This window comes from Infirmifilum sp., from assembly GCF_049970975.1.
In the GTDB taxonomy this organism is placed as follows: domain Archaea; phylum Thermoproteota; class Thermoprotei; order Thermofilales; family Thermofilaceae; genus Thermofilum; species Thermofilum uzonense.
Map to the genome: position 1 here is coordinate 3,148 of NZ_JBMFLX010000093.1, position 2,078 is coordinate 5,225.

Here is a 2,078-nt window from a genome sequence, read left to right on the forward strand (position 1 = left end):
GGAAGCACCGGACAAGGTCTGCGACGTCATCGCTCTGAAGACGAAGTTCGCCATTATTAGAGGAGACGCGGACGACGTGGGCAAGATCTTGCGGGGGGAGAAAGGTAGGAGCCTGAACGAGGTTGCGAAGGTTCTTCTAGATCACATAGTGAAGTGGGGTGAGTTCGAAGACAACAAAGAAGAGGCTTTGAACGCTCTAAAGGACGGCTACTCCGCCGCAGCCGAGCTCGCCGAGGCCCTCGGACTAAAGTCCCCGCCGATCTCCCCTGCCATAACGTCTTCTATCTCGCTGTCGCTCATGCTCACTTCACTGGAGGACTGGAGGATCCTACGGGAGCGCGGGGGCTTACTGATTTACAGCGGTGGAGACGACGTGATGGCCTTGGCTCCTGCCGAGAACGCTATTGACGTGGCTATAGAGCTTAGGGAGGCCTTCTACAAAGCCGGCTTTAAGAAGGTGAAGGGTAGACCGGTCATTTCGGAGATACCTACGGGCAGGAGCTTCTCGATCAGGTTCGTTTCCCTACTCGACGTGCTGTCCGAGGAGTCCAAGGTGGCGCAAGAGCTACTCGAGGAAAAGGCGAAGAAGGCTAAGTGGGTCAAAGACGACACCTTGCTCTCAGAGAAAGACTCGCTAGTAGTATCAAGTAGTAGAGGCGGTTCGATAAGCGTCTTCAGCTTGAAACCGGTCTCCGAGGAGCGATGCGAGCTAAAGGGCCTGCTCGACGCGCTCAAGGCGGCGCAGCCGCTGCTACTGACGTTTATTTCCTCCAACCTGCCGGAGGACTTCGAGGACTTCAAAGACGACGCCTTAATGGAGAACAACCGTGCCTTGAAGAAGGTGCTGGAGTACGTGATCTCGAGGAACATACAGCTTGCCAAGCAAGGCAGCAGTGTAAAGCCCGAGCTCGCGAAGTGGCTCGCCGAGAGGCTGGCTACCGGCGCCTGGCTGCGGATCTACGACGTAAAAGAGCACCCGGTGGAGGTGTTCCTAGACTTGCTCAGAACGCTGAGGTGGGTGTTCTGAGCATGATCGTGGCCTTCCGCGTCATAAATAGACCGGTCTTCGCTAAAACGCACGTCGGCGGGGTGCAGCTACATTCCAAGCCCTCTAACACGCCGATCCCGCTACCGACCACCGTTGCGGGGGCCTTGGGCGCCCTACTGGGTGTGCGGCTCAAGACCGGTTCCGCTACAGACCCGTGTAGCAAGCTGATGGGGCTGGAGGATCTGAACGAGCTTTACAGCGAGCTTAAGGAGAAGTTGAAGTGTGGAGACCCATGTATTAAAGGACCGTTGACGTACTTCGAGAACAGGCCCTACTTAAACGTCGGAGAGCTGTTTGTGCCGGTTGCGGAGAGCGTCCTCGAGAGCCTACGCGACCTGCACTCGCTTCCCGAGGAGAAAAGGGGCGAGTACGTTAGACACACAACGCTGAGGAGAGTAGGCGTAGCCCTCGAGAGGAGGGACGCAGCTACGCCCAAGGTAGTTAAGACGGGCTACTTCTACACAGCACCCGCCTCGCTTTACGTCCGTGAAGCAGGTGGAACGCCTGTCCAACCGGTCTTCAAGTACGTTCTAGAAGGGTCGATTGACAGGTGCGGGGAGGTGGTGAGGTTCGGCGGCGAGGGCACGCTAGCCGAGGTCTACTGCGAGAGCGGCGCGGGGGACGTCTTCAAGTACGTTACGAGCCCGCTCGAGCAGCTGGACAGAGGCACTTACGTAGCTCTAACGCCGATACCCGCCATCCCCACCCCGTGCGGGCAGAGCGGTGGAGGTCCTGGGGGCGCTTTCAACGTTGAGGAAGTGGCCGGTGTCTGTTTCGAGACCCCATTCGGGCTCGGCGAGATCGTCGGTCTTCCCGGTAGTCTAAAGGACGGCGTAGTAGCAAAGCCGCCGAAGATCAGGGTCGAGAGGCTTGGGCTGGGCTACTCGGAGTCGCTGAACATGAGGAGGCCGCAGATACTCGTCTTCCCGCAGGGCACCATAGTGCAGATCAGAGACGCCGCTCCGAGGAGCTTCAGCGACTTGATGAGGGTGCTGCTGGGGATAGGGTTTGCGAGCCTGCTCAAGCTGCC

At 58.4% G+C, this 2,078-nt stretch carries 1 protein-coding gene; it reads left to right on the forward strand.

The window, feature by feature from the left end; translation table 11 throughout:
* On the forward strand, window positions 1-1,027 hold a 1,027-nt coding region (gene cas10 / locus ACP5KC_RS08640), incomplete at its 5' end, for a type III-B CRISPR-associated protein Cas10/Cmr2 (protein ID WP_428287292.1).
* Window positions 1,028-2,078: the final 1,051 nt, after the last annotated feature.